Origin of the sequence: Umezawaea sp. (genome assembly GCF_036375055.1) — a bacterium.
Lineage (GTDB): Bacteria > Actinomycetota > Actinomycetes > Mycobacteriales > Pseudonocardiaceae > Umezawaea.
Window position 1 is genome coordinate 55,490 of sequence record NZ_DASUSQ010000135.1, and the last position, 23,543, is coordinate 79,032.

The following is a 23,543-nucleotide window of genomic DNA, read 5'->3' on the forward strand; positions in this document are numbered from 1 at the left end:
GCCGGTCCAGCCCATGGTGACCTCCTCGAGCTGCCCCACGAACTCGACCTCGGTGTCCTCGGAGTGCTCCTGCACGATCGCACCCCCCTTCCGCTGTCCGGTATCCCAGTTCGACGCGGACCAGCCGTCCGCGTCCGCCGATCACATTTCCCGGACGGGGCCGACCGGACCAGTCCGATAAATCACCGACGGGAAATCACGTCAGCACAATCACCTACAGCCCGAGCGCTACTCCGACTGCTAATTTCGGCCGCGGAAAACTCGTTTCCGCAGAACGAAGAGGAGTAGCGAAATGCCCATCTCCGACGACCACGTGGAACAGCTGGTCGAGGAAGGCCGCACCCTCGTCCCCGATTTCCTGGACGCGGCGACGCTCGCCGAGTGCGGGCGGGCGGTGGCGGCGTACTTCCCGACCGGCGAGGAGTGGGCCGCCGCACCGGACAAGTACCGCGGGGTGCGGAAGTCCGCGGGCTTCCCCTACCAGCAGGACGTCCTCAACGAGGTCTCCACGCACCCGGACCTCCAGTCGTTCGTCGAGCGCGTGCTGGGCCGGGACGACGTGCGGCTCGGCGATTCGCTGCTCCAGGCCAAGTACGGCCCGGCCCTCGGCCCGGTCAAGGACCAGCGGCTGCACAACGACGCGTGGGGCCGCAACACCCTCGTGCACCCGCCGCGCAGGCCCGAGTTCCAGCGGGTGTTCGCGATCGTCTACTACACCGACGTCGAGGTGGACCTCGCGCCGACGTACGCGGTGCCCGCCAAGCTCACCCGTGACGTGCCGCTGCTGACGAGGTCCGGCGAGGCGGCCTACGACAGGGCGGACTACCCGGAGCTGTACGAGCAGGAGCAGCCGGTGGTGGCGTCCGCGGGCAGCGTGCTGCTGTTCAGCGGTCACACCGTGCACCGCGGGTCGGCCGTGCGCAGGCCGACCGGCCACCGCTTCGCGCACTTCCTGAACTTCCACTCCGCGCGCTCGACGTGGCTGGACAAGCAGGGCTGGCCCGGCTCGCCCGCCGCGCCGAACGGGCCCGCCGTGCGGCGGCTGGTCGAGTCGGCCTCCCCGCACCGCCGGGAGCTGCTGGGCTTCCCGGCCGTCGACAGCGACTACTGGACCGAGGAGGCGCTGGCGGGCACCGCCGCGCTGTACCCGGGTCTCGACCTCGCGCCCTACCGCCGTTGACCTGACTTGGAGACGCCGCCGTGACCACCTCGCCCTCCGTCGTCGTGCTGAGCGGTTCGCTCGACCCGCGCTCCCGCACGGACCAGCTCGCGCTCTGGTGCGGCAGGCAGTGCGCCGCGACCGGGGCAGCGGCCACGGTGTTCCGCGGCGGCGACCTGGAGTTCCCGATCTTCGACCCGGTGCGCGCGGAGCGCCCGGCCGCCGTGCGGCGGTTCCTGACCGCGCTGTCCACCTCGGACGGTGTCGTGCTGCTGTCGCCCGCCTACCACGGCGCGCTGTCCGGGCTGCTGAAGAACGCGCTCGACTACGTCGCCGACCTCGGTTCGGCGGACCGGCCGTACCTGGACGGGCGGTCGCTCGGCCTGGCCGTGCTCGCGGGTGGCGAGCAGGGCGCGGCCTCCGCGCTGGCCACGCTCCGCGCGGTCGGGCACGCGCTGCGGGCCTGGCCGACGCCGCTCGGGGTCACCCTGTGCGGAGACCGCGCCGCCTTCGACCTCTCGGGCGAGCCCTCGCACCCGGACGCGGTGGCGCAGCTGCGGACCATGCTCGCCCAGGTACGCCTGTCGCGCGTCCCCGACGTGCTGTCGGCGCCGGTGGTGGCGTGACGATGACCGCCACCCTCCCCGACGTCGGCCTGCCCGCCCCCCGCCGGTTCGCGCCGGTCTACGCCTGCCTCGTGGTGGTGCCGCTGCTGGTCGCCGCCGCGCTCCTGTGGCACGCGGGCACCGGTCCCCCGCTGACCGGCCGCACCGACCCCGCGCAGGTCGCCGTCGTCCCGGTGGCCCGGCTGCTGCTCGCCGCCGGGGTGATGATCGCGACGTGCCTGGCCGCCGGGGCGCTCGCCCGCAAGGCGGGGCAGCCCGCCGTGGTCGGCGAGATCGCGGGCGGGGTGCTGCTCGGGCCGTCGGTGCTCGGCCTGCTGTGGCCGCAGGGAGCCGCGTGGCTGCTGCCCGCCGGGGTCGTGGGGCCGTTGGGCGCCCTCGCCCAGTTCGGGGTGCTGTTCTTCGTCTTCCTGGCCGGACTGGAGGTCGACGTCGCCGCGCTGCGCGGCCGCGGCCGGATGTCGGTCGTGGTGAGCCACGTCGGGATCGCCGTCCCGCTGCTGTCCGGCGTCGTGCTCGCGCTGGCCTGCTACTCCACGTTCGCCCCCGACGGCGTCGCCCCCGCCCCGTTCGCGCTGTTCATCGGCGTCGCGATGAGCGTGACCGCGTTGCCGGTGCTGGCGCGGATCCTGGAGGAGGCGGGCCTGCTGAGGTCGCCGCTGGCGGCGCTCGCGCTCACGTCGGCGGTGGTCGACGACGTCACGGCGTGGTGCCTGCTCGGCGTCGCGGTCGCGCTGCTGGGCGCGTCCACGGCGTGGGCGGTCGTGCTGGTGCCCGTGGCGGTGGTCGTCGCCGGACCGGTGGTGTTCGTGGCCGTGCGGTCGCTGCTGCGGCGCGCGGGCGACCGCGTGCCGTGGTGGGCGGTTCCCGCGGTGGTCGTCGCGGTGCTGCTCGTGGCCGCCGGGGCCGAGAGCGCGGGCGTGCCCGCGCTGTGCGCCGCGTTCCTGCTGGGCTTGGCCGTGCCGGGGGACTCTCGGCTCAGCCGGGAGGCGCGCGACCGCCTCGGCGGGGTGACGACGGTGCTGCTGCCGCTGTTCTTCGCGGTCAGCGGCCTGCACACGGACCTCGGCCGGGTCGCGGAGTCCTGGGGCTGGTGCGCGGTCGTGCTGGCGGTGGCCGTGGCGGGCAAGTTCGGCGGGGTCGCGGCGGCGGCCCGGCTGATCGGCCTGCGCGCGGGGGAGGCCGTGCGCCTCGGCGCGCTGATGAACTGCCGCGGCATGACCGAACTGGTCGTGCTCGACCTGGGTCGCAGGCTCGGCGTGATCGGGCCCGACCTCTTCTCGGTGCTGGTCGTCACCGCGCTGGTCTCCACGGCGATGACCGGACCGTTCCTGCGTTCCACCACGACGGAAAGGCGGTTACCACCATGACCGAGGACTTCACCGCACTGCTGGACGCGCTCGACCCGGACGAGGCGGACGCGGTCCGCGGCTGGTTGGGCGGCGGGCCGGGAGCGGACCCGCTGGCGTTCCTGCGCGACCGGGAGCGGACGCCCCAGCCGATGCCCAGACCCCCCGCGGACGACCCGAAGGCGATCCGCCGCGTCGGCGTGGTCGGCGGCGGAACGGCCGGGTACCTCACGGCTCTGGCGCTGCGCGCGAAGCGGCCGTGGCTGGAGGTCACCGTCGTCGAGTCGTCGGCCATCCCGGTGATCGGGGTCGGCGAGTCGACGGTGCAGTCGATCGTGCAGTTCCTGCACAACTACCTGGGCATCGATCCCCAGGAGCTGTACCGGCGGGTGCGGCCGACGTGGAAGCTGGGCATCAAGTTCGACTGGGGGTCGGCGCCGGAGGGGTTCATGGCGCCGTTCGACTGGAGCGCGAACTCCATCGGCCTGCTCGGCTCGCTGGAGACCAGGGGTGACATCAACGCGTTCACCTTCCAGTCGCTGCTGATGGCCGCGGACCGCACCCCGGTGTACGACCTCGGCGGCCGGTACGTGTCGCTGATGAAGCACCTGCCGTTCTCCTACCACCTGGACAACCAGCCGCTCGTGGCGTTCCTGTGCGACCTCGCCCGCGAGCGCGGGGTGCGGCACGTCGACGCGAAGATCGACGGCGTGGAGCTGTCCGCCCCGGACTGGGTCGACCACCTGCGCACCGACGACGGCGAGCGGCTGGAGTTCGACTTCTACGTCGACTGCACCGGGTTCCGGTCGGTGCTGCTGGAGAAGGCGCTGGGCACGCCGTTCCACAGCTACTCGGACAGCCTGTTCACCGACTCGGCCGTCATCGGCAACGTCGAGCACGGCGGGTCGCTCAAGCCGTACACGTCGGCCATCACCATGGACGCGGGCTGGTGCTGGAACATCCCCACCCGCGACGCGGACCACCTCGGCTACGTGTTCAGCTCGCGGTACCTCGACGACGACCGGGCCGCGGCCGAGCTGGCCCGGCGCTTCCCCGGCGTCACCGAGCCGACGTTCATCCGGTTCCGCAGCGGACGGCACACCGAGGCGTGGCGCGGCAACGTCGTGGGCATCGGCAACGCGTTCGCGTTCGTGGAGCCGCTGGAGTCCAGCAGCCTGCTGATGATCACGCTGATGGTCATGCAGCTGACGCGGGCGCTGCCCGGCACGTGGGCGGAACCGGTCAGCCGCAGCGCGTTCAACGGCTCGCTCACCGCGAAGTGGGACGCGCTGCGGTGGTTCCTGGCCGCGCACTACCGGTTCAACCGGCGGCGCGACACGCCGTTCTGGCGGGACGCGCGAGCGGGGGTGAACGTGGACGGCCTCGAACCGCTGCTGGGCGCGTTCGCCGACGGCGCACCGCTGCAACTGCGGGACGGGTTCACCCGCGGCGCCGTGCGGGCGTCCGTGCGCACGTTCTACGACCTCCAGGCCTACGACTGCGTCCTGCTCGGCCAGGACGTGCCCGCCCGGCTGCTGCCGATCACCGAGGACGACCTGTCGGCGTGGCGGACGCGGAAGGCCGCCGCGGACGCGCTGGTCCGCACGGCGCTGCCGCAGCACGAGGCGCTGGCCGTGTTCGACAAGGAACCCCACCTGCTGACCTCGCTGTTCGAGGACGAGGACAGCTGGGCCGCGGCGAGCAGGCCGATCCGACTGGTCTGATCCGCGCACAGCTCGCGCACAGGCGAGGCACAAGGAGGACCCAGCCGGGAGCGCGACCGTCGGCACCATGACGGTTGTCGACTCCCCCGCTCCCGCCCCGACGGCACCACCCCCTCCGGCGGTCGGAGAGCCTCGCTGGGAACGCCCGGCGCTGGTCGGGCTGCTCGCCGCGACCGCCGTGCTCTACCTGTGGCGGCTCGGCGACTCCGGGTGGGCCAACGCCTACTACTCGGCCGCCGCGCAGGCCGGGGCGCGGAGCTGGGAGGCGTGGTTCTTCGGGGCGACCGACTGGGCGAACTCGATCACGGTCGACAAGACGCCCGCGGCGCTGTGGGTCATGGGGCTGTCTGCGCGGCTGTTCGGGGTGAACGCGTGGAGCATCCTGGTGCCGCAGGCGCTGATGGGCGTGGCGAGCGTCTGGCTGCTGCACGCGGCGGTGAAGCGGACGTCGGGTGCGGCGGCCGGGCTGGTCGCGGGCGCGGTGCTCGCGCTGACGCCGGTCGCGGTGCTGATGTTCCGGTTCAACAACCCGGACGCGCTGCTGGTGCTGCTGCTCGTGGCGGGCGCGTACTGCACGGTGCGGGCGGTGGAGACGGCGAGTTGGCGCTGGCTCGCGCTGGCGGGCGCGGCGGTCGGGTTCGCGTTCCTGGCGAAGATGCTCCAGGCGTTCCTGGTGCTGCCGGCCTTCGGGTCGACGTACCTGGTGTTCGCCCGCGCCACGCTGGGGAGGCGGATCGCGCACCTGGCCGCCGCGCTCGGGGCGGTGGTGGTCGCGGGCGGGTGGTGGGTCCTGGTCGTCGAGCTGGTGCCCTCCGGGTCGCGGCCGTTCATCGGCGGGTCGCAGACGAACAGCGTGCTCGAACTGACGTTGGGCTACAACGGTTTCGGCAGGCTCACCGGTGACGAGGTGGGCAGTGTCGGCGGCGGTGCCGGTGGTGGTTGGGGGTCCACCGGGTGGTTCCGGTTGTTCGGCGGCGAGATGGGCGACCAGATCGCGTGGCTGCTGCCCGCCGCCGTGGTGCTGCTCGTCGCGGGGTGGTGGGCCGGTGACCGGGCCTCCCGCGCGGGATTGTCGTTGTGGGGTGGCTGGTCGCTGGTCACCGCCGCCGTCTTCAGCTACATGAACGGGATCATCCACGGGTACTACACGGTGGCGTTGGCGCCCGCGATCGGTGCGATCGTCGGGATCGGGGCCACGGCGCTGTGGCGTCGGCGGAGCGATCCGGTGGCGCTCGCCGGGTTGTCCGGGGCGGTGGCGCTGGCGGCGTTGCAGGCCTACCTGCTGCTGACCTCGTGGTCCGGCACGTTCGCGATCGTCGTGCTGGTGCTGGGGTTCCTCGCCGCCGCCGGGTTCTTCTTCAGCCCCAAGGTGTTCGTGCCGGTCGCCCTCGTCGCCGCGCTGATCGGGCCGGGCGCCTACTCGGTCGCGACCGCGGCCACTCCGCACTCCGGGGCGATCCCGTCCGCCGGTCCGGCGGGCACGGGTGGGTTCCGCGGTGGCGGCGGGATGGGTGGGGGCATGGGCGGTCTGTTGAGCGCGCCGACACCAGGTGCCGAGCTGGTCTCGTTGCTGCGGTCGGGCTCGCGGACCTGGGCCGCCGCCGCGGTGGGGTCGAACAACGCCGCGGGCTACCAGTTGGGCAGCGGTGTGCCGGTGATGGCCGTGGGCGGGTTCAACGGGACCGATCCGGCTCCCACGCTCGCCGAGTTCCAGCGGCTCGTGGCGGACGGGAGGATCCACTACTTCCTCGGCGGGGCCGGTATGTCCGGATCCACCGGAAGTGACGCGGCGCAGGAGATCGCGGCCTGGGTCCAGCAGAACTTCGACGCGTCCACGGTGGACGGTGTGGCCGTCCACGACCTCACAGTCGGCGCACAGCGATGACACACGGAGCACCCAGCCCCGGCCCCGAGGTTGGGCTCATGACACTCACGACGCTGCGGCCCGGTGCGACCCCCATCGCGACGAACACCAAGACCCCCGTCCTGGACGTGGTGGTGCCGGTGTTCAACGAGGAGGTGGACCTCGGACCGTGCGTGCGCAGACTGCACGCCGACCTGGTCCGGACCTCGCCGTACCCCTTCCGGATCACCATCGCGGACAACGCCAGCACGGACGGGACCGCCGCGGTCGCCGAGGCGCTCGTGGACGAGCTGCCCGAGGTCGTGGTGGTGCACCTGGAGCAGAAGGGCCGAGGGCGGGCGCTGCACCAGGTGTGGCTCGCGTCCGACGCGCCGGTGCTGGCGTACATGGACGTCGACCTGTCGACGGACCTGGCCGCGTTGCCGCCGTTGATCGCCCCGCTGATCTCCGGGCACTCCGACATCGCGATCGGCAGCAGGCTGGCCCGCGGCGCTCGGGTGGTGCGCGGGCCGAAGCGGGAGTTCATCTCGCGGTGCTACAACCTGCTGCTGCGCGGGACGCTGGCGACGCGGTTCTCCGACGCGCAGTGCGGGTTCAAGGCCATTCGCGCCGACGTCGCCAAGCGGCTCCTGCCGCACGTCGTGGACACCGGCTGGTTCTTCGACACCGAACTGCTGGTGCTGGGCGAACGCGCGGGCCTGCGCATCCACGAGGTCCCGGTGGACTGGGTGGACGACCCGGACAGCCGGGTCGACATCGTGTCCACCGCGATGGCCGACCTCAAGGGCGTGGCCCGGCTGGGGCGGGCGCTGGCGACCGGCGGGCTGCCGATCGCGGAACTCCGCCAGCAGCTCGGCCGTGAGCCGTTGGAGAGCAAGACCCCCGGTGTGCCGACGGGTCTGCTGCGCCAGCTCGTCCGGTTCGGGGCGATCGGCGTGACCAGCACCCTGGCCTACCTGCTGCTGTTCCTGCTGCTGCGCGGCGGGCTGGGGGCGCAGGGCGCGAACCTGGTGGCGCTGCTCGTCACCGCCGTCGCGAACACCGCCGCCAACCGCCGCTTCACGTTCGGCGTGCGCGGCCGGCACGGCGCGGGCCGCCACCAGTTCGAGGGGCTGATCGTGTTCGGTCTCGGGCTGGCGCTGACCAGCGGGTCGCTCGCGCTGCTGCACGGCTCCACCGATCCCGGCCAGGTCGCCGAGGTCGCCGCCGTCGTCGGCGCCAACCTGGTCGCCACCGTGTTGCGCTTCCTGCTGCTGCGCAACTGGGTGTTCCGCTCCCGTCCCCTTCCGACTCCCCTGGAGAACAACTGATGACCACGACGTTGTCGCCGAGCGCGACTACCGTCGCCCCCGTGGTTCCGGCACCCCGGCGCGATCCCCGGTGGGTCAGGCCCGCGTTCTTCGCACTGCTCGCGGCCACCGCGGTGCTGTTCCTGTGGAACCTGTCGGCTTCGGGCTACGGCAACGGGTTCTACGCCGCCGCGACCCAGTCCGCCACGCACAGCTGGAAGGCGTGGCTGTTCGGGTCGCTCGACTCCGGCAACGTGCTGACGGTCGACAAGCCACCGGCCTTCCTGTGGGTCAGCGGCCTGTTCGCACGGGTCTTCGGGTTCTCCGGCTGGACGGTGCTGGCGCCGCAGGCGCTGGAGGGCGTCGCGGCCGTGGGCCTGTTGTACGCCACGGTGAAGCGCACCTCGGGCCCGGTCGCCGGGCTGTTCGCCGGTGCGGCGCTGGCGTTGACGCCGGTCGCGACGCTGGTGTTCCGGTTCAACCTGCCGGACGCCCTGCTGGTGCTGCTGATGATCGCCGCCGCGTACTGCGTGGTCCGGTCGCTGGAGAAGGCGAGCCCGCTGTGGATCGCGCTCGCCGGCGCGGCGATCGGGTTCGCGTTCCTGACGAAGATGGGCCAGGCGCTGCTGGTGCTGCCCGCGCTGGGGCTCGTGCACCTGATCGCCGCCCCGACCGGACTCGGCAGGAGGCTGCTGCACCTGCTGGGGGCCGCCGCCGCGATGATCGTGTCGGCGGGCTGGTTCATCGTGCTGGTCGAGCTGTGGCCCGCCGACTCGCGGCCCTACATCGGCGGTTCGACCAACGACAGCCTGTGGGAGCTGGCCGTCGGCTACAACGGTCTCGGCCGGCTGTTCGGCCAGGGCGGAGGAGGAGGCGCCGTCATGACCGGTGGTGCTGGGAACACCGGCTTCGGCGGCGCGTCGGGGATCGGCCGGATGTTCGGCGCGAGCTTCGGCAGCGAGGTGTCGTGGCTGCTGCCCGCCGCGCTGATCGGCCTGGTCGCCGGGCTGTGGTTCACCCGCCGCTCACCGCGCACCAGCCGGACGCGGGCCGCGCTGATCCTGTGGGGCGGCTGGATGGTCGTCACGGCGCTGGTGTTCAGCTTCATGAGCGGCATCATCCACCCGTACTACAGCGTCGCCCTGGCGCCGGGGATCGTCGGCACGGTCGCGATCTCCGGTCGTGAGCTGTGGCGCGGCCGGGCCCACACGCCCGTGCGGATCGCGTTGGCGGCGATGGTCGCGGCGACCGGGTTCTGGAGCTTCGCGCTGCTCGACCGGGTGCCGGAGTGGCTGCCGTTCGTGCGGTGGACCACCGCGGTGGTGACGGTCGTCGTCGCCACGGTGATCGTCCTCGGCGTCACGCGGGCCAGGAAGGCCGTGCTGACCGGTGTGCTGGTGGCCGGGCTGCTCGGCACCGTCTCGTACTCTGCGGCCACGGCGGCGGCCTCGCACAGCGGCTCCATCCCGGTGTCCGGCCCCGCGGACTACGTCTCCGGTGGCATGGGTGGCGGTCCGGGCGAGGAGTCGACCGGGAGCGGGCTGACCGAGCTGCTCAAGGGCACGAGCACCCTGTGGGCGGCGGCGACCGTCGGCTCGCAGAGCGCCGCGAGCCTGGAACTGGCCACCGGCAAGGCCGTGATCGGCATCGGCGGCTGGAGCGGGTCCGACCCGGCGCCGACGCTGGCCGAGTTCCAGCGGTACGTGGCCGACGGGAAGATCGGGTACTACGTGCCGGGCGGACGCGGCGGGTTCGGCGGCGCGGGCGGCAGCGGCGAGATCGCCACGTGGGTGGAGGCCAACTTCACCGCCGTGGAGGTCGACGGGACCACCGTCTACGACCTGGGCGAGTAGTCCACCGGGGCGCGCGCGTGGCCACCGGGCCGCGCGCGCGTCCTCACGTCCGGGGCCGGGCGGTGGACGCGCGCTCGACCAGGTCGACGCCGATCGTGACCGGCTCGCGGGGCTGCTCGCCGCCCTCGATGGAGCCGATCAGCATCCGCACGGCCGTGGCCGCCTTCTCGCCGATGTCCTGGGCGACCGTCGTCAGCTTCGGCGTGACGTACGCGCACAGGTCCAGGTTGTCGAAGCCGATCACCGAGAGGTCGTCCGGCACGGTCGCGCCGCTGTCCGCCACCCCCTCCATGATCCCGATCGCGAGGATGTCCGCGGTCGCGAACACGGCGGTGGCGCTCGGGTGCGCGGCGAGCAGCCGCCGCCCCACCTCCAGGCCGTCGGCGTGCGTGGTGTTGACCGTCTCGATGAGCCCGTCGTCCCAGGTCAGGCCAGCCTCGGCGAACGCGTGCAGGAACCCCTCGAACCGCTGGTGCACCACGCCGACGTCGGAGAACGCCGGGCCCGCGAACAGGATCCGCCGGTGCCCGAGGCCGATCAGGTGCTCGGCGGCGAGCCTGGCCCCCGCGAAGTCGTCCGCGCGGACGCCCGTGGTGATCCGGTTCTCGGAGTAGCTGTCGACGGCGAGCACGCGGACGCCGCCGATCGTGGCCTTGGTGAGCCGGTCCAGCTCCTCGTCCAGGAACCCCAGCAGCACCGCGCCGTCCAGGCTCCACGACTGGAGCGCCTCGGTCACCTCGTCCGGGTGCGCGATGCCGCGCAGCAGCAGGTGGTAGCCGCGCTTGCGCAGCTCGCGCTCGATCTGGCCCGCGATGGCGACGTTGTGCGGGCTGATCATCATGCTGTCCTCGTCGGCCGCGGGCACCAGCAGCCCGATCAGCCGGGACGACTTGGCCGCGAGGCTGCGCGCGGACGCGCTGGGCACGTAGCCGCGCTCGGCCACGATCCGCCGCACGCGCTCGATCGTCTCCGGCGAGACGCGGGCCTTGTTGCCGTTGACGACGTTCGACACGGTCATCATGCTCACGCCCGCCTCGTCGGCGATGTCCCGCAGGGTGACCCGCACCTGTCGAACTCCTCTCGTCCGGCATCCCAGGATACGACGCCCCCTCGCGGCGGAGGACCGGTTCCACCGTTGACAGGGTGCCGGGGGTCACATTACCGTCCCTCTAGGTGGAGCGCTAAACCTAGTCCGCGGATCGAGCGGCCGGAGCGTCCACGGTGACCAGCCGTCCGGGATGGAGCTTCGTGAGCACCAGCACATCGACCTTTGTCCGCAACGATTCCACCGAATCGACCGGGTGGTGGCGCACCGCCGTCATCTACCAGGTGTACCCGCGCAGCTTCGCCGACGGGAACGGCGACGGCACCGGCGACCTGGCGGGCGTGCGCTCCCGCCTGCCGTACCTGGCCTCCCTCGGCGTGGACGCGATCTGGTTCACGCCCTGGTACTCCTCACCGCTGGCCGACGGCGGCTACGACGTGGCCGACTACCGGGCGATCGACCCGGCGTTCGGCACGCTGGAGGAGGCCGAGTCGCTGATCGCCGAGGCGGCGGCGCTGGGCATCCGCACCATCGTCGACATCGTGCCCAACCACGTGTCCGACCAGCACGAGTGGTTCCGCGCCGCGCTCGCCGCGGGGCCCGGATCCCCCGAGCGGCAGCGGTTCTGGTTCCGCGAGGGCGGTGGACCGGACGGCTCGGAGCCGCCGACGGACTGGGTGTCGAGCTTCTCCGGCGGCACCTGGACGCGGACGGTGAACGCCGACGGCTCGCCCGGCGAGTGGTACCTGCACCTGTTCGCGCCGCAGCAGCCGGACCTGAACTGGAACCACCCCGACGTGCGGCGCGAGCACGAGGACGTGCTGCGGTTCTGGTTCGACCGGGGGGCCGCGGGCATCCGGATCGACTCGGCCACCATGCCGGTCAAGGATCCCGAGCTCCCCGAGCTGGTCGGCGAGCAGCGGCCCGGAGAGCACCCGTTCGTCGACCGCGACGAGCTGCACGACATCTACCGCGGCTGGCGCGCGGTCGCGGACTCCTACGAGGAGCCGCGGGTGCTGGTCGGCGAGATCTGGCTGGCCGACCAGCACCGGTTCGCCCGCTACCTGCGGCCCGACGAGATGCACACCGCGTTCAACTTCGACTTCATGATGCGGCCGTGGGACCCCGATCAGCTCCGGGCCTCGATCCGGTCCACCGTGGAGGCCCACCGGCCGGTCGGCGCGCCGCCGACGTGGACGCTGTCGAACCACGACGTCACCCGGCCGGTGACCCGCTACGGCCGGGAGGACAGCTCGTTCGGCTTCGCCGCGCGGCGGTTCGGCATCCCGACGGACCTGGCGACGGGTCGCCGCCGGGCACGGGCCGCCGCGCTGCTGACCGGCGCGCTGCCCGGTTCGCTCTACCTGTACCAGGGCGACGAACTCGGCCTGCCCGAGGTGGAGGACCTGCCGCTCGACGCCCTCCAGGACCCGATGCACTTCCGGTCCGACGGCGTCGACCCCGGCCGCGACGGCTGCCGCGTGCCGCTGCCGTGGACCGCCCACGGTCCGTCGTTCGGGTTCGGCGACGGCGGCTCGTGGCTGCCGCAGCCGACCGGGTGGGGCGAGTACTCGGTGTCGTCGCAAGAGGACGATCCCGACTCGGTCCTCTCGCTGTACCGCCGGATGCTGGCGATCCGGCGCACCGAACCCGCGCTGCTCGGCGGGTCGTTCGACTGGCTGGGGTCCGACGGAGGGGTCCTGGCCTTCCGCCGCGGCGGCGACCTCGTGTGCCTGGTGAACCTCGGGCCCGCGACCGCGCTGCCCCCGCACACCTCCGTCCTGCTCGCCAGCGGCGACCTGGACGGCGACCTCCTGCCCACCGACACAGCCGTCTGGCTGCGTTCCTGAGAGATCCGCCCCTGGAGGGACGATGAAGTCCATCGCTGTTCTGGCGGTCGCCACCGCCGTGCTGGCCGCGTGTTCCGGCGGTGGCGCGCGGAGCGCCGACGGGAGGACCGTCGTGACCGTCTCGCTCGACCCCGGCCTCGAACAGGGGGCGGTCGACGCGTTCAACGCCCGCGTGGCGCGGTTCGAGTCGGCGAACCCCGCGATCGACCTCGTGCCGCGCGAGTACGAGTGGGACGCGACCACGTTCACCACGCAGCTCGCCGGTGGAACGCTGCCGGACGTGTTCACCGTGCCCTTCACCGACGGACGCGGCTTGATCGAGCGCGAGCAGATCGCGGACATCAGCGGCGAGGTAGCCGGGCTGCCGTACGCGGGGAAGTTCAACGAGGAGGTCGCCAAGGCCGGGTCGGCCGACGACGGGAGGATGTGGGCGGTGCCGATCGCCGCCCACGGCCAGGCGCTGCACTACAACCGGACGCTGTTCACGCAGGCCGGTCTGGACCCGGACGAGCCGCCGACGTCGTGGGAGGGGATCCGGTCGGCCGCCAGGCAGATCTCGGAGAAGACCGGGCAGGCCGGGTTCGCGATGATGACCAGCGGCAACACCGGCGGCTGGATCGCGACCACGCTGGCCTACGCGTTCGGCGGGCGCACGGAGAAGCTGGAGGGCGACACCGCGAAGTCCACCGCGGACAGCGCGGGGATGGTGAAGGCCCTCCAGGCGGTCAAGGCCATGCGGTGGGACGACAACAGCATGGGCGCGAACTTCCTGTACGAGTGGGGAACCATCAACCAGGACTTCGCGGCGGGCCGGATCGGCATGTACGTCTCCGGCGGCGGCAACTACGGGTCGCTCAAGGCCCAGAACGCGATGAAGCCGGAGGACTACGGCGTGACGGCTCTGCCGCTGACCGGTGGCCCGGACGCGGGCGTGCTGGGCGGCGGCACGCTCGCGGCGGTCAGCGCCGGGGCGTCCGACCCGGTCAGGGCGGCGGCCGTGGAGTGGATCGACTTCTACTACCTGGAGAAGCTGACGAACGAGGACGCGGCCGTGGCCGACGCGAAGACCACCGCGGACTCCGGCCAGGCCGTCGGATCGCCCGAGCTGCCGGTCTTCGACAAGGCCGCGTTCGACGAGCGGATGACGTGGATCGCCCAGTACGTCAACGTCCCGGTGGAGCAGATGACGCCGTACACGGACAGGATGTTCGACCAGCCGCTGGTGCCCGAGCCGACCCGCTCCACCCAGCAGGTGTACGCGCTGCTCGACCCGGTCGTGCAGGCCGTGCTCACCGACCGCGGCGCGGACGTCGGCGCCCTGCTGAGCGGGGTCCAGGTCCAGGCGCAAGCGCTGCTGGACCGGAGGTGACCGCGCCGCCGTCGCTGGACGCGGCACAGCCGGTGGCCGCCGCCGTCCAGCCCGCCGTGCCCGTCCGGCGCCGTCCCCGGCGCTCGCCGGTCACGTGGGTGCGCGGCGGCGGGCTGGGCCCGGTGGTGTTCCTGCTGCCGATGCTGGTGGTGTTCGGGCTGTTCTCCTGGGCCCCGATCGTGCAGACGGTCGTGATGAGCGTCCAGGAGACCAACCTGGTCACCGACCCGACGTTCGTGGGACTGGACAACTTCCGGGCCGTGCTGGCCGATCCGCTGCTGTGGACGGCCGTGCGGAACACCCTGTGGTTCGCGGTGCTGGCCCTGCTGCTGGGCTACCCGGTCCCGCTGGTGGCGGCGGTCCTGATGAGCGAGGTGCGCCGGTTCAAGGGCCTGTACAGCACGCTGGCGTACCTGCCGGTGGTGATCCCGCCGGTGGTCGCGGTGCTGCTGTGGAAGTTCTTCTACGACGCGAGCCCCGGCGGCGTGTTCAACACGCTGCTGGGGGCCGTGGGGCTCGGTCCGGTGCCGTGGTTGCAGGACGCGAGCACGGCGATGGTGTCGCTGGTGGTCGAGGCGACGTGGGCGGCGGCGGGCGGCACGATCATCATCTACCTCGCCGCGCTGACCGGTGTCCCGCCCGAGCAGTACGAGGCCGCCGAGATCGACGGCGCGTCGGTGTGGGGCAAGGTCTGGCACGTCACCCTGCCCCGGTTGCGCGGGGTCCTGCTGATCACGTTCATCCTCCAGGTCGTCGGCACGGCCCAGGTGTTCCTGGAACCGTTCCTGTTCACCGGTGGCGGTCCGGCCAACTCCACCACGACGATCCTGCTGCTGATCTACGACTACGCCTTCGCCAACAGCCTCGGCGGCGACTACGGCTCCGCGACCGCGCTGAGCCTGCTGCTCGCCGTGGTGCTGGGGATCCTGTCGGCGGTCTACTTCCGGCTCACCCGTTCCTGGAGCGCGTCATGACCGACCGCGGAGTGCTCTCCTCCTTCGACTGGGGCAGGCGCCGGGTGCGCGGCACGGCCCGCGCGGTGCACGCCGTCCTGCTGGCGCTGCTGTTCCTCGCGGGCCTCGGTCCGGTGCTGTGGCTGGCGAAGTCGGCGATCACGCCGACGCAGGACACCCTGCGCGACCCGCTCGCGCTGTGGCCCACCGGGTTCGACTTCGCGAACCTGGCCACGGCGTGGACGCGGGTGAGGATCGACGAGTACTTCCTCAACACGGTGTGGATCGCGGCGGGCGCGTGGCTGGTGCAGCTGGTGGTCGCGACGACGGCGGGCTTCGCCCTGTCCGTGCTGCGCCCGCGCTACCGCGGGGTGGTGTCGGGTGTGGTGCTGGCGACGCTGTTCGTGCCGTCGGTGGTGCTGCTGGTGCCGCTGTACCTGACCGTGGTCGACCTGTCGATGATCAACACTTTCTGGGCGGTGTGGCTGCCCGCGGGGGCGAACGCGTTCAACGTCCTGCTGGTGCGGCGGTTCTTCGACAACCTGCCCCGCGAGGTCTTCGAGGCCGCGCGCGTCGACGGAGCGGGCCCCTTCCGGCTGTTCTGGTCGATCGTGCTCCCCCTGTCGCGGCCGATCCTCGGGGTGGTGTCGGTGTTCGCCGTCATCGCCGCGTGGAAGGACTTCCTCTGGCCGATGCTCGTCCTGCCCGACCCGGCCGTCCAGCCGCTGTCGGTGCGGCTGCCCGCGTTGCAGCGCTTCATCGAGCTCGACGTGTTCCTCGCCGCGCTCGCCATCTCCACGGTGATCCCCGTCGCCCTCTTCCTCGCCTTCCAGCGCCTCTTCCTCAACGGCGGCGCGCTGTCCGGCGCGGTCAAGGGCTGAGCCCCCAACGGAACGGATGGACTCGTGAACACACCCCGGCGCCACGGACGTCGCCTCGTCACCCTGCTGGCGCTGACCGCGCTGGCCCTCTCCCCCGTCGTCGACGCGCGCGCGGCGACCACCCGCGTGGAAGCCGAGCGCGCCACGCTCTCCGGCGGCGCGACCACCGCGACCGACCACCCAGGCCACAGCGGCACCGGCTTCGTCGGCGGCTTCACCGACGGCAACAGGGGCACGGCGAGGGCCGCCTTCCCCGTGACCGTCACGGCGGGGACGTACTCGCTGGTCCTGGGCTACGCCAACGGCACCGGCTCGACCAGGACCCTGACGCTGACCGTCGACGGCGGCGCGGCGCGGCAGGTCTCCCTACCCCCGACGGCGGGCTGGGACACCTGGGGCACCTCCGGCACGAGCGTGGCGCTGGGCGCGGGCGACCACTCCATCGCCTACTCGTTCGGCTCGGCCGACAACGGCAACGTGAACGTCGACTACCTCGACGTCGTGGCGGCCACCCCGGACGGCGGTCCGCCGCACGAGGCCGAGAACGCCGCCCTGTCCGGTGGCGCGGTCGTCGCGAGCGACCACCCCGGCTACACCGGGACCGGTTTCGTGGGCGGCTACACCGACGCCGACAAGGGCCGGGCCCGCACCACGTTCCAGGTGACCACCACGTCCGGCGACCAGTCGCTCGACCTGCGGTACGCCAACGGCACGGGCACGGCGATGACGCTGTCGCTCTACGTCGACGGCGCCAGGGCGCGGCAGGTGTCCCTGCCCGCCACGGCGAACTGGGACACCTGGGGCACCGCGTCCGAGGCGGTCGCGCTGCCGGCGGGGTCCCACTCCGTCGCCTACGCCTTCGACACCACCGACTCCGGCAACGTCAACCTCGACAGCCTCGCGGTGAACCCGGTCGTCGTGGCGCCGCCCGCCGGGCCGGGCGAGGCCGAATCGGCGTTCCTGTCCGGTGGCGCGACCACGGCCACCGCCACGTCCGGCTTCAGCGGCTCCGGCTACGTCACGGGCTTCGGCACGAGCGGCGCCCGCGTCGTCCGCACGGTCTCGATGCCCGCCGCGGGCACGGCGACCGCCACGGTCCGCTTCGCCAACACCAGCGGCTCGTCCCGGACGCTCGCGGTGTCGGCCAACGGCCGGGACGCGGGCACCGCGACCCTCGCCTCGGGCACGGGCTGGCGCACCACCGCCGTCACCGTCCCGCTGCGCGCGGGCCTGAACACCCTGGCGCTCACCGGAACCGGCGGTGACGTGCTCGTCGACAGCGTCGTGGTCGCGAACGAGGCCGCGCTCGCCGCCCGCGGCGCGACGGTGCCCTACACGCAGTACGAGGCGGAGGCGGGCAGCACCACCGGAACCGTGCTCGCGGCCGACCGCACCTTCAAGACCGTGCAGTCGGAGTCCAGCGGCAGGCGCGCGGTGCGCCTGACCACCGGCCAGTCCGTCAGCGTCACGCTCACCAGGCCCGCCAACGCGATCGTCGTCCGCTACTCGATCCCGGACAGCGCGGACGGCGCGGGCCAGACCGCCCCGCTGGCCGTGTACGCCAACGGGACCAAGAGGCAGGACCTCACCCTGACCTCGGCCTACAGCTGGGTCTACGGCGCGTACCCGTACACGAACAACCCGGCCGAGGGCGACGCCCACCACTTCTACGACGAGACCCGCGCGATCGTCGGCGACCTGCCCGCGGGCACGGTCCTCATGCTCCGGAAGGACTCCGGCTCCGCCGCGCACGTCGACGTCGACCTGATCGACGCCGAGGTGGCCCCGGCCGCGGCCACCGCTCCCGAGGGCGCGCTGAACGTCACGGCCTACGGCGCCGTCCCCGACAACGGGTCCGACGCCACCGCGGCGATCAGGTCCGCGATCTCGGCGGCCTCGGCGCAGGACAAGCCGCTGTTCATCCCGGCGGGCACGTTCCGGATCACCGCGGCGATCACCGTCGCCAACGTGCGGATCTTCGGCGCGGGCCCGTGGCACACGGTCGTCCAGGGCACCGCCGCCCGCGGCGGCTTCCTCGCCACCGGCGGCAACGTCACCATCGCGGACCTCGCCGTCTTCGGCGACGTGAGGACCAGGCTGGACAACGCCTCCGACACCGCGGTCGAGGGCAACTTCGGCACCGGCTCGCTGGTGCAGAACGTCTGGGTCGAGCACACCAAGACCGGTCTGTGGCCGGACTCGGGCACCAACGGCCTGTACGTGGTGGGGGTGCGCGTCCGCGACACCTTCGCCGACGGCGTGAACATCCACGCCAAGGACGGCCCGACCACGAACGTCCGCGTCGACCAGTCGTCCTTCCGCAACACCGGCGACGACGCGCTGGCGATGTTCTCCGAGGGCCGGCCGGTGGTCGGCGGCGCCTACACGTTCAACACCGTGCAGAGCCCGCTGCTGGCCAACGGGATCGGCGTCTACGGCGGCACCGGCAACCGGGCCGAGGACAACCTGGTCAGCGACACGGTGACCGGATCGGCGGGCATCGCGATCAGCACCAGGTTCAACCCGACGCCCTTCACCGGCACCACCTCCGTGCGGCGCAACACGCTGCTGCGCACCGGTGGCCTCGAACCGAACTGGGGCGCGCGGCTCGGCGCGCTGTGGATCTACGCCGACACCGGGGACATCACCGCGCCGATCGCGGTGTCGGACATGACCATCACCGACAGCACCTACCAGGGTCTGCTGCTCAGCTTCCAGAAGACCATCACCGGCATCAGCTTCGACCGCGTGACGATCGCCGGGGCGGGCACCCACGGGATCGAGCTGAACGCCGCGGGCAGCGCGTCGATCTCCAACACGACCGTCTCCGGCGCGGCGTCGGGCGGCCTGCTCAACTCCACCGGCTACACGCTGAACAGGGGCGGCGGCAACTCGGGCTTCTGAGTCCCCTCCGCCGGGCCACCCCGCCTCCGGGCGGGGTGGCCCGGCGGCGCGCCGTCACCCGTGTGGCCCAGGGACGGCGCCGACGGAGAACCGGGACGTGCCAACCGATCGCGCGGCGCGGGGACGGCCGTGCCGGCGTCGGGGCGACGGTGACCAGCCGGTTCTCGACCGTGCGGAGCCGCGGGACCGACGTGGGTCCGCCGCGGTCGTCCCGCTCTTCCGGTTGGCGGGCGCCCACGGGTGTGATTCCGGACTGATCGGGGTCACACTGGGGTATCCCGCCGACGAACGAGGGACTGAGGCGGATGGCTCTGGAAGCGCGTGACCTGGTCGTGGTGGGAGCCTCGGCGGGAGGTGTGGAGGCGCTGCGCGCTTTCGTCGCCGGTCTACCGGCCGACCTGCCCGCGGCCGTCGTCGTCGTGCTGCACCTGCCCGCGGGCGGGACCAGCGCGCTGCCCGCCATCCTGGACCGCAGCGGCCCGCTGCCCGCCGTGAGCGCGCGGCACGGCACGGAACTGGAACCCGGCCGGATCCACGTGGCACCGCCCGACCACCACGTCGTGGTGGAGGACGGGGCGCTGACGCTGTCGCACGGGCCGACGGAGAACGGGCACCGGCCCGCCGTGGACACGCTGTTCCGGTCCGCCGCGATGGCCAGGGGGCCGGGGGTGATCGGGATCGTGCTGTCCGGGGCGCTCGACGACGGGACGGCGGGCATGGTCGCCGTGGCGGCGCGGGGCGGGGTGACGATGGCGCAGGACCTGGAGGACGCGCTGTACCGGGGGATGCCGGGCAGCGTGATGAGGCACGTGCGGGTGGACCACGTGCTGCCCGCGAGCAGGCTGGGCGACGCCGTGCGCCGCCACGCGGGTGAACTGGTGGAGACCTCCGACCTGCCCGCGCCGTCGCCGCTGCTGCGGTTGGAGGCCGGGTTCTCGGCGCGGAGGTCCGACGAGGTGAACGGGGTGGACGAGGTGGGTCAACCGTCCGGCTTCAGCTGCCCCGACTGCGGGGGCACGCTCCTCGAACTGGACGCCGAACGGACGAGGTACCGCTGCCGAGTGGGTCACGCTTGGACCGCCGACGCGCTGTTGGACGCTCAAGCAGGCACACTGGAGCGTGCGCTGTGGACCGCGCTGCGCACGTTGGAGGAAAAGGTGAGCCTGGCCCGCAAGCTGCGGAGGGACGCCCTCAACCGGGGCAGTGAGAGGCTCGCGGAGCGGTACGCGCGAACCGAGGAGGAATCCGCGCACGCCGCTGACGTGCTGCGGCGCTACCTGTTGTCCGACTCCGTCGGCGAGCAGGCCCGATCCGACCGTCCCTCGTGATCACGCTCGGGTTGTCGTCCGAGGAGGGCGCGACCGTGGTGCGGGCGACGGGCAGGCTGGACCTGTCGAGCTACGCGCAGTTCCGCGACGGGCTGCTGAAGTGCGCGGTCACCGAGCCGACGGCGATCATCGTGCACCTGCTCGACGGGTTCGACGCCTCGGGGACCGCCGAGCTGAGCGTGTTCGCGACGGTGTGGATGCGGGTGTCGGAGTGGCCGGGGGTGCCGGTGATGGTCGTCGCCGACGACGTGCTGCGCACGACCCTGGAGCTGAACGGCATCGCCAGGTTCGTGCCGCAGTACCCGACGGTGCGGCTGGCGCTGGACGCGGTCGGCGCGCCGAGGGCGCGGCGCAGGCACGAGGTCCAGCTGCCCTTCTCCACGGCGACGCCCCGGCTCGCGCGGGGCTTCGTGCGGGACACCTGCGAGCGGTGGGGCCTGCTCGGCATCCTCGACGACGCGGTGCTGGTCACGAGCGAGCTGGTGGAGAACGCCGTGCGGCACGCGAAGGCCGCGCCGTCCCTGCGGCTGGAACTGCGGCCCGGCCAGTTCGCCATAGCCGTGCGCGACGACCACCCGTCCCCACCGAGGCCGCGTCCGCTGACCTCCGACCGACCGGGCGGACGGGGTCTGCCCCTGGTGGCGGCGTTGAGCAAGACGTGGGGCGTGTCACCGACCCCGCGCGGCGGGAAGGTGGTCTGGGCGGTGCTGCCGCTCGCCGACAGCGCGATGACGAGCGAGTAGCGTTGTCCGCCGTGACGGACCGCAGGCCAGAGCACGACAGCGACTTCGAAGAGGTGCTCGTCTACCTCAAGGAGTCGAGGGGTTTCGACTTCACCGGGTACAAGCGCACGAGCCTGATGCGGCGCGTCGCGCACCGGATGAACCAGGTGTCGATCAGCGACCACGCGGACTACATCGACTACCTCCAGCTGAACCCCGACGAGTTCAACGCGCTGTTCAACACGATCCTGATCAACGTCACGGGGTTCTTCCGCGACCCGGAGGCGTGGGACTGCCTGCGGGACGAGGTCATCCCGTCGATGCTGGCCGAACGCGCCCCGGAGGACCCGATCCGCGTGTGGAGCGCGGGCTGCGCGTCGGGCGAGGAGGCGTACAGCATCGCCATCGTGCTGGCCGAGGCGCTGGGGCCGGACCAGTTCCGGCAGCGGGTGAAGATCTACGCGACGGACGTGGACGACGAGGCCCTCGGCCAGGCCCGGCAGGCGACCTACTCGGCCAGGGAGCTGGAGGGTCTGGCCCCGGAGCTGCTGGAGAAGTACTTCGAGCCGCACGAGGGCCGGTTCTCGTTCCGCAAGGACCTGCGGCGCACGGTCATCTTCGGCCGCAACGACCTGGTGCAGGACGCGCCGATCTCGCGGATCGACCTGCTGATCTGCCGCAACACGCTGATGTACTTCACCCAGGAGACGCAGGCGAAGATCCTGGGGCGCTTCCACTTCGCGCTGGTGCCGCGCGGTGTGCTGTTCCTCGGCAAGGCCGAGATGCTGCTCAGCCACACCCGGATCTTCGACTCCGTCGACCTCAAGCGGCGGATCTTCCGGCGGGCCTCGAACGGCACCGGCGCCTCGCACTTCGTGACGCACGCGTTCGTGCAGGACCGGCGGATCGACATCAGCGGCCTCGACCAGCTGCGCGAGCTGGGCTTCTCCGCGAGTCCGGTCGCGCAGGTCGTGGTGACGAGCGACGACGTGGTAGCGCTGGTCAACCACCAGGCGGAGGCGACGTTCGGCCTCTCCGGCAAGGACGTCGGCAGGCCGCTGCGCGACCTCGACCTGTCCTACCGGCCGGTCGAGCTGCGCGGCTACGTCGACCAGGCCAGGCTGGAACGGCGGGCGCTGCGCGTCAAGGACGTCGAGTGGGCCCGCAGTCCCGGCGAGACCATGTGGTTCGAGGTCCACGTCAACCCGCTCGTCGACTCCGGCAACGGGATCCTCGGCGTCTCCATCGTGTTCCACGACGTCAGCGCCGCACGGCGGCTGCTGGAGGAGTTGGAGCAGGCGAACCACCAGCTCGAAGCGGCCTACGAGGAGCTCCAGTCGACCAACGAGGAGCTGGAGACCACCAACGAGGAACTCCAGTCCACCGTGGAGGAACTGGAGACGACCAACGAGGAGCTCCAGTCCACGAACGAGGAACTGGAGACGATGAACGAGGAGCTCCAGTCGACCAACGACGAGCTCCAGGCCATGAACGACACGCTGCGCGACCGCAGCGGCGAACTGGACCAGGTCAACGGCTTCCTGGAGTCGATCCTCACGTCGCTGCGCGCGGGCGTCGTCGTGCTGGACCTGGAGATGCGCGTCCTGGCCTGGAACCGCGGTGCCGAGGAGCTGTGGGGCGTGCGGCGGGACGAGGCCGAGGGCATGCACCTGCTGAACCTCGACATCGGCCTGCCGCTGCCGGAACTCCGGCCGGTCGTCCGCCAGGCGCTCGCCGACGGCTCGTTCACCACGCAGGTGAAGGTCGACGCGATCAACCGCCGCGGCCGGGACGTGCACGTCCGCATCGTGTGCAGCTCGCTGCGGTCGAGCACCGGGGAGCCGAACGGCGCGATCCTGGTGATGGAGCAGCAGGAGTAGCGGGGCCGGGGCGGTGTCGACGGCGCCGGTCACCGCTCCCGCGCAGGGGTGGACCGCTGTGAGAGCGGTGGACGTGGCGCGGAGCGTGCGGCCGGTGATCGCGTGCGGCGGCAGGGGCGTGGACGCGGAGGAGCGAACGGTGCCGGGCGCCGCACTGCGAGGGGTGGCCCTGGACCGCGCCGACCCGCGGGCTTCCGCGGTGCGCGCTGACGCGCGGCTCCGGCCGTGATCGGGGGTTCAACGGCTTGACGGGGCACCGGGCTCCGCGGTGACCAGGTCAGGACGTGCCGCGGGCGGCAGGACTAGCAGGCAGCGGCCACGTCGCGCAGGATCACGAACTCGCGCAGCAGGTCCGTCAGCTCCAGGGGCCGCAGGACCGCCCTGGTGTCGGCGACGAGCCGGAACGGGAGCCGGTGTTCGCGGCACGCGCCGCGCAGTTCCAGCAGCAGGCTGATGCCGGTGGACCCGAAGAAGGTGACGCCGGTGCAGTCGACCACCAGCGAGACGGGCTTGGTGTCGAGGGCGCGGCGCGCCACGACCCACACGTCCGGGGCGGTGTCGACGTCGACCTCACCGCGCACGACCACGACGGCGCACCCCGACTGGCGCCGTTCGTCCACTGCGAAATCCGGGTATTCCACCAGTTCTGCCCCGACCGGTCGAGTTGTGGCTGACGTTCCCGCGGCTGTGCGCTCAACCGCCTCCGAGGGTAGCCCCGCCACGGCGTCCTGTCCGATCGAATCGGTTCAG

18 protein-coding genes are annotated in these 23,543 nt (G+C 72.4%); 16 read left to right on the forward strand and 2 right to left on the reverse strand.

Translation table 11 applies throughout. The features are described 5' to 3' along the window. Positions 1-292 precede the first annotated feature (292 nt). The 7 genes from VFZ92_RS33725 to VFZ92_RS33755 all read left to right on the forward strand — a co-directional run bounded on the left by VFZ92_RS33725 (position 293) and on the right by VFZ92_RS33755 (position 9,861). On the forward strand, positions 293-1,180 hold the full coding sequence (locus VFZ92_RS33725; protein WP_330880487.1) for a phytanoyl-CoA dioxygenase family protein: 888 nt from the start codon (positions 293-295) through the stop codon (positions 1,178-1,180). 20 nt (positions 1,181-1,200) lie between these two features. Next, a complete protein-coding gene (locus tag VFZ92_RS33730) occupies positions 1,201-1,785 on the forward strand; it encodes an NADPH-dependent FMN reductase (protein WP_330880489.1) in 585 nt (194 codons plus the stop codon). A gap of 2 nt (positions 1,786-1,787) precedes the next feature. After that, complete coding sequence (locus tag VFZ92_RS33735; protein WP_330880491.1) at positions 1,788-3,152, forward strand: cation:proton antiporter; 1,365 nt, start codon at positions 1,788-1,790, stop codon at positions 3,150-3,152. After that, positions 3,149-4,855, forward strand: coding sequence for a tryptophan halogenase family protein (locus tag VFZ92_RS33740; protein WP_330880493.1), 1,707 nt, complete (start codon positions 3,149-3,151; stop codon positions 4,853-4,855). Before VFZ92_RS33735 ends, VFZ92_RS33740 begins: the two co-directional genes overlap by 4 nt. Before the next feature lie 67 nt (positions 4,856-4,922). Continuing rightward, a complete protein-coding gene (locus tag VFZ92_RS33745; RefSeq protein ID WP_330880495.1) occupies positions 4,923-6,740 on the forward strand; it encodes an ArnT family glycosyltransferase in 1,818 nt (605 codons plus the stop codon). Positions 6,741-6,778: 38 nt separating this feature from the next. Further along, entirely contained in the window at positions 6,779-8,029 is a 1,251-nt protein-coding gene (locus VFZ92_RS33750) for a bifunctional glycosyltransferase family 2/GtrA family protein (protein ID WP_330880497.1), read from the forward strand. Beyond that, positions 8,029-9,861 carry a glycosyltransferase family 39 protein gene (locus VFZ92_RS33755; protein ID WP_330880499.1) on the forward strand — a complete coding sequence of 611 codons (1,833 nt, stop codon included), beginning with the start codon at positions 8,029-8,031 and terminating at the stop codon, positions 9,859-9,861. Before VFZ92_RS33750 ends, VFZ92_RS33755 begins: the two co-directional genes overlap by 1 nt. A 43-nt stretch (positions 9,862-9,904) precedes the next feature. On the opposite strand, the gene VFZ92_RS33760 is transcribed toward VFZ92_RS33755, so the two are convergent. After that, positions 9,905-10,927: a LacI family DNA-binding transcriptional regulator gene (locus tag VFZ92_RS33760; RefSeq protein WP_330880501.1), complete on the reverse strand. Its 1,023-nt coding sequence runs from the start codon at positions 10,925-10,927 to the stop codon at positions 9,905-9,907. Between the two features lie 182 nt (positions 10,928-11,109). Here VFZ92_RS33760 and VFZ92_RS33765 point away from each other — a divergent pair, with 182 nt between their 5' ends. The 9 genes from VFZ92_RS33765 to VFZ92_RS33805 all read left to right on the forward strand — a co-directional run bounded on the left by VFZ92_RS33765 (position 11,110) and on the right by VFZ92_RS33805 (position 23,022). Beyond that, on the forward strand, positions 11,110-12,756 hold the full coding sequence (locus tag VFZ92_RS33765) for a glycoside hydrolase family 13 protein (protein ID WP_330880503.1): 1,647 nt from the start codon (positions 11,110-11,112) through the stop codon (positions 12,754-12,756). 22 nt (positions 12,757-12,778) lie between these two features. Further along, positions 12,779-14,125: an ABC transporter substrate-binding protein gene (locus VFZ92_RS33770; protein WP_330880505.1), complete on the forward strand. Its 1,347-nt coding sequence runs from the start codon at positions 12,779-12,781 to the stop codon at positions 14,123-14,125. Next, positions 14,122-15,099: a sugar ABC transporter permease gene (locus tag VFZ92_RS33775; RefSeq protein ID WP_330880507.1), complete on the forward strand. Its 978-nt coding sequence runs from the start codon at positions 14,122-14,124 to the stop codon at positions 15,097-15,099. Before VFZ92_RS33770 ends, VFZ92_RS33775 begins: the two co-directional genes overlap by 4 nt. Continuing rightward, entirely contained in the window at positions 15,096-15,959 is an 864-nt protein-coding gene (locus tag VFZ92_RS33780) for a carbohydrate ABC transporter permease (protein ID WP_330880510.1), read from the forward strand. Before VFZ92_RS33775 ends, VFZ92_RS33780 begins: the two co-directional genes overlap by 4 nt. Before the next feature lie 24 nt (positions 15,960-15,983). Beyond that, on the forward strand, positions 15,984-18,863 hold the full coding sequence (locus tag VFZ92_RS33785) for a CBM35 domain-containing protein (protein WP_330880512.1): 2,880 nt from the start codon (positions 15,984-15,986) through the stop codon (positions 18,861-18,863). 305 nt (positions 18,864-19,168) lie between these two features. Then, a complete protein-coding gene (locus tag VFZ92_RS33790; RefSeq protein ID WP_330880514.1) occupies positions 19,169-20,191 on the forward strand; it encodes a chemotaxis protein CheB in 1,023 nt (340 codons plus the stop codon). Further along, positions 20,188-20,934, forward strand: a complete 747-nt coding sequence (locus VFZ92_RS33795) for an ATP-binding protein (protein WP_330880516.1) — start codon at positions 20,188-20,190, stop codon at positions 20,932-20,934. The genes VFZ92_RS33790 and VFZ92_RS33795 overlap by 4 nt, the downstream gene beginning before the upstream one ends. 11 nt (positions 20,935-20,945) lie before the next feature. After that, positions 20,946-22,793, forward strand: a complete 1,848-nt coding sequence (locus VFZ92_RS33800; protein WP_330880518.1) for a CheR family methyltransferase — start codon at positions 20,946-20,948, stop codon at positions 22,791-22,793. 58 nt (positions 22,794-22,851) lie between these two features. Further along, positions 22,852-23,022 carry a hypothetical protein gene (locus tag VFZ92_RS33805; RefSeq protein WP_330880520.1) on the forward strand — a complete coding sequence of 57 codons (171 nt, stop codon included), beginning with the start codon at positions 22,852-22,854 and terminating at the stop codon, positions 23,020-23,022. A 73-nt stretch (positions 23,023-23,095) separates the two neighbouring features. On the opposite strand, the gene VFZ92_RS33810 is transcribed toward VFZ92_RS33805, so the two are convergent. Then, positions 23,096-23,413: an STAS domain-containing protein gene (locus tag VFZ92_RS33810; protein ID WP_330880522.1), complete on the reverse strand. Its 318-nt coding sequence runs from the start codon at positions 23,411-23,413 to the stop codon at positions 23,096-23,098. Positions 23,414-23,543 lie beyond the last annotated feature (130 nt).